This window comes from Streptomyces ureilyticus (genome assembly GCF_011045025.1).
Lineage (GTDB): Bacteria > Actinomycetota > Actinomycetes > Streptomycetales > Streptomycetaceae > Streptomyces > Streptomyces ureilyticus.
Genome location: NZ_JAAKZX010000390.1, coordinates 1 through 3,868, shown reverse-complemented (window position 1 = coordinate 3,868; position 3,868 = coordinate 1). Strand labels below are relative to the sequence as shown.

General features: G+C 68.6%; 5 protein-coding genes and 1 pseudogene. 3 read left to right on the top strand and 3 right to left on the bottom strand.

What is annotated here, in order from left to right:
• Nucleotides 1-12 precede the first annotated feature (12 nt).
• A pseudogene (locus G6048_RS47220) lies at nucleotides 13-408 on the bottom strand (lipid-transfer protein); the annotation flags it as partial.
• A 106-nt stretch (nucleotides 409-514) separates the two neighbouring features.
• Between G6048_RS47220 and G6048_RS47215 the strand changes: the two are divergent.
• A complete protein-coding gene (locus tag G6048_RS47215; RefSeq protein WP_165345772.1) occupies nucleotides 515-2,131 on the top strand; it encodes a FadD3 family acyl-CoA ligase in 1,617 nt (538 codons plus the stop codon).
• 16 nt (nucleotides 2,132-2,147) lie between these two features.
• Here the strand turns inward: G6048_RS47215 and G6048_RS47210 are convergent, their stop codons facing one another.
• Together G6048_RS47210 and G6048_RS47205 are read right to left on the bottom strand one after the other, a co-directional pair.
• Entirely contained in the window at nucleotides 2,148-2,327 is a 180-nt protein-coding gene (locus tag G6048_RS47210; protein ID WP_408056250.1) for a DUF397 domain-containing protein, read from the bottom strand.
• Between the two features lies 1 nt (nucleotide 2,328).
• Nucleotides 2,329-3,180: a helix-turn-helix domain-containing protein gene (locus tag G6048_RS47205; RefSeq protein WP_165345770.1), complete on the bottom strand. Its 852-nt coding sequence runs from the start codon at nucleotides 3,178-3,180 to the stop codon at nucleotides 2,329-2,331.
• A gap of 146 nt (nucleotides 3,181-3,326) precedes the next feature.
• Between G6048_RS47205 and G6048_RS50725 the strand changes: the two genes are divergently transcribed.
• Nucleotides 3,327-3,557 (top strand): hypothetical protein, encoded by a 231-nt coding sequence (locus tag G6048_RS50725; protein WP_235991132.1) that lies wholly within the window; start codon nucleotides 3,327-3,329, stop codon nucleotides 3,555-3,557.
• Nucleotides 3,554-3,868, top strand: a 315-nt coding sequence (locus G6048_RS50720) for an ATP-binding protein (RefSeq protein WP_328829070.1), incomplete at its 3' end; no start/stop codon positions are given. The genes G6048_RS50725 and G6048_RS50720, both read left to right, overlap by 4 nt.

Here is a 3,868-nt window from a genome sequence, read left to right as displayed (position 1 = left end):
TTAAGAGACAGACTGGGCAGGGGTGGGGAGTTGGACGGCCGTGTTCTTCCAGGGCCTCGGCCCGGAACCCCGCTTCCGCGACCGCCAGGCGACCCCGACGGAAGCCTGACCGGTGGCGATGGCGGCGGCGAGATGGGCGACGGTGGCGCACGAACCGCCCCCGCCGTAACCCGCTTTGCTGAAGAAGGTGAGATCCCCGGCGCCGATCGCCTTCGCCAGCTCGACCTCGTCGGTCTCCTCCATCGTGTACGAGGCGAGCGCGTCGACCTCGCTCGGCGGGATCCCGGCGTCGTCGAGCGCGGCCAGGACGGCACGGCAGGCCAAGGTCTTCTCGGACTCCGGAAGTTGCTTGGCAAAGGCGGTCTGACCGATCCCGACGATGGCGGTCGCGTCCTTGAGCCCGGCCATGGGTACATACCTCCCTGGAGTCCGCACTGCTGACAGTGCGTCAGGCTACAGCTAATCTGACGGGTAGTCAGCTAGTGGTACGCCTGTTGGTATGGGGAGGCTTGCGATGCGCGGGGACCTGGAGTGGGGCAGCATCCCGGGGCTGGTCCGTGCGGCGGCCGACCGGTACGGGGACGCCGAGGCGGTCGTGGAGGGCCGTACGCGCATCTCGTACGCGGAACTGGGCGCCCGCGTGGAGCGAGCCGCGGCGGCCTGCGTCGCGAACGGTGTCCAGACCGGCGACCGCGTGGCCATCTGGGCGCCGAACTCGCTGGACTGGATCGTCTCGGCGCTGGGCGCGGTGTCGGCCGGGGCGGTGCTCGTACCGCTGAACACGCGCTTCAAGGGGGCCGAGGCGGCGTATGTGCTGGAGCGCAGCCGGGCCAGGTTGCTGTTCGTGACGGGGACGTTCCTGGGGACGTCGTATGTGGCGTCGCTGCGGAGGGCGGCTTCGGAGGGGCCGGGATCGGAAGGGCCGGGCAATGGACCTCTCCCCGGACTGCCGCACCTGGAGCAGGTGGTGGTGCTGTCGGACGACGCGCCCGCCGACTTCCGTACATGGAAGGACTTCCTGGCGAGCGGAGACGGGGTGGGGGAGGCGGAGGTACGGGAGCGTTCAGCGGCCCTGTCCCCCGATTCGCCCTCCGACATCATCTTCACCTCGGGTACGACCGGCCGTCCCAAGGGTGCGGTGATCACGCATGCGCAGACCCTGCGGGCGTACGAGGTGTGGAGCGAACTGGCAGGGCTCCGCAGGGGCGACCGCTACCTGATCGTGAACCCCTTCTTCCACACCTTCGGCTACAAGGCCGGCGTCATCGCCTGCCTGACGCGGGGCGCGACGATGATCCCGCAGCCGGTGTTCAACATGGACACGGCGCTGGCGAACATCGCCTCGGAACGGATCTCGGTCCTCCCTGGCCCACCGACGCTCCACCAGTCCCTCCTGGACCACCCGTCCCGCGACTCCTACGACCTCTCAGCCCTGCGCCTGGTGGTGACGGGCGCGGCCGTCGTCCCCCTCCAGCTCGTCGAACGCCTCCGTACGGAACTCGGCGTCGGGACGGTCCTGACCGCGTACGGACTCTCCGAAGCGAGCGGCATCGTCACGATGTGCCGCCGGGGGGACGAGCCGGCGGTGATCGCGTCCACGTCGGGGCGGGCGATCCCCGACGCGGAGGTGAAGGTGGTGGACGCGACGGGAGCGGCCTTGCCACCCGGCACCCCGGGGGAGGTCCTGGTCCGCGGCTTCAACGTCATGCGGGGCTACTTCGAGGACCCGCAGTCGACGGCCGCCGTGCTGACGCCGGACGGCTGGCTGCGTACGGGGGATGTCGGCGTCCTGGATTCCGCGGGCAACCTCCGCATCACCGACCGCATCAAGGACATGTTCATCGTCGGCGGCTTCAACGCGTACCCGGCGGAGATCGAGCAACTCCTCGGCCTCCACCCGGACGTGGCGGACGTCGCGGTGATCGGCATCCCGGACGGCCGCCTTGGCGAGGTGGGCAAGGCCTATGTCGTACGCCGCCCCGAGTCGACCCTGACCTCGGACGACCTGATCGCCTGGGCACGCCGCGAGATGGCGAACTACAAGGTGCCGCGGGTGGTGGAGTTCGTGGGGGAGCTGCCCAGGAATGCGAGCGGGAAGGTGGTGAAGGGGGAGTTGCGGGGGCGCGTGTGACCGGTTCTCATCCCAGTTACTCGCCGAGATTCGCGATGAAGGCGGACCAGGCCGTGGGGCCGATCAGGAGTACGGGGCCGTTCTGGGACTTGGAGTCGCGGACGGGGATTGCTCCGGGATGACCGGGCGCTACCTCTACGCACTCACCACCGGTGCCGTTGCTGTAGCTGCTCTTCCGCCAGAGCGCAGCGGTCAAATCAATCTCTTGGCTTGCCATTTCGATAGTCCTCTGCCGCAGCCTCGATCATGGCCAGGGACGCCTCAGGCGGCAGTGCGGCGGCCCTGAGCAGATCGTACGACTCTCGGTACTGCTTCACGAGCGCCGGGTAGTCGATGACTTGGCCGCTGTGCAGGCTCTCGACGTACACCACGGGAGGAGCGTCCGGGAAGGTCATGATCCTGGTCATGCCCATCATGAACGGGTGAGCGGCGGCCTTCTCCGGGACGATCTGCAGAATGGAATGCGTGGTCCGGACCACCTCAGCGATGTGATCCAGCAGTTCGGCCATCTGCTCGTCCGGGAGGGCCGGGCGACGGATCAGCGACTCGTCGAGGATCGCCCAGAACTTCGGCGGATTCTCTGAGTTGAAGAGCTCCGCCCGCGCCATCCGAGCACTCACCTTCTCCTCGACCTCGTCGTCCGAGGCCCAGGGCATGGCCGCCCGTACGATCGCACGCGCATACGCAGCCGTCTGCAGCAGTCCAGGCACGATCATCGGCGCCCAGTCCTCGATCGTCTCCGCAAGCCGCTCCATCTCCGCGACATCCGCGAAGTACTCCGCGTGCCCCGACCTTCGCGCCTTGCGCACGTCCTCGCACCGGCGCTCGAAGAAGCCGTCGGTCTTCAGGACCCGGTCCACGTGCTGCGCCAGCTCGCGCGGCATGCGCCGCTCCCCGCGCTCGATCTCGCTGAGGTGGCTCTGTCCGTAGAAGCTCCCCTCGACCAGCTGCTGAAGCGTGAGCCCCGCCTCCTCCCGCTTCCACCGCAGCTCCTTGCCGTAGAACGTCGGGACGCTCTCCGAGCCGTCGATGTCCTTGCGTCGCACCATGGCTTCCGCCCAATCCACAACTGCCGTGCCCAGTTCCACAGTTCGCGCCCGGAAGCTCAAACCTCTTTTACGGTACGCCTCTTGACGTCAATGTGTGTCTGAATCGTCACTGAGCGCATTCGGTGCACGTATGGAAAGGCGTACCCATGCAAGACCCGCAACCTCCCACCCCCACCGCCCACGACGTGGAGCGCTGCGTCAGCGAACTCCAGGTCGCCCTCGCCGCCCACGGCATCACGCTTCCCTCCCTGAGCGTGGACCTGCCGACCTTCGCGGGTACGTACCCGCCCTCGGCCGGACTGATCGCGCTCGGCAATTGCAACGCCGCCACCGCGCGCAAACTCGCCGCCGTACTCCGAGAGGCGGCCGCGCAGTGAACGCCTCGCCCGCTCTCGAACTCGACCTGCTCGCCCTCCCCAAGGCCGTACCCGACCTGCGCCGCACGGTCCGTCGGCACCTGGGCGCCCCCTGCGCCGACGTCCAACTCTGCGTCACCGAGCTGGTCGCCAATGTGGTCCGGCATGTGGGGGAGGGGACCCCGGTCCGCGTACGGGTGGAGCGTACGGACGGCGGCCGGATCCGGGTCGAGGTGGCCGACCCTGAGCCGCATTCCCTCCCCGTTCTCGTGTGTGCCACGGGGGAGGACGAGTCGGGGCGGGGGCTGGCGCTGCTTGATGCGGTGACGTTG

Bases quoted from the DNA above. Each gene is read 5' to 3' on its own strand.
- G6048_RS47205 (WP_165345770.1), bottom strand. From the start codon at position 3,180: ATGGTGCGACGCAAGGACATCGACGGCTCGGAGAGCGTCCCGACGTTC.
- G6048_RS47215 (WP_165345772.1), top strand. From the start codon at position 515: ATGCGCGGGGACCTGGAGTGGGGCAGCATCCCGGGGCTGGTCCGTGCG.
- G6048_RS50725 (WP_235991132.1), top strand. From the start codon at position 3,327: ATGCAAGACCCGCAACCTCCCACCCCCACCGCCCACGACGTGGAGCGC.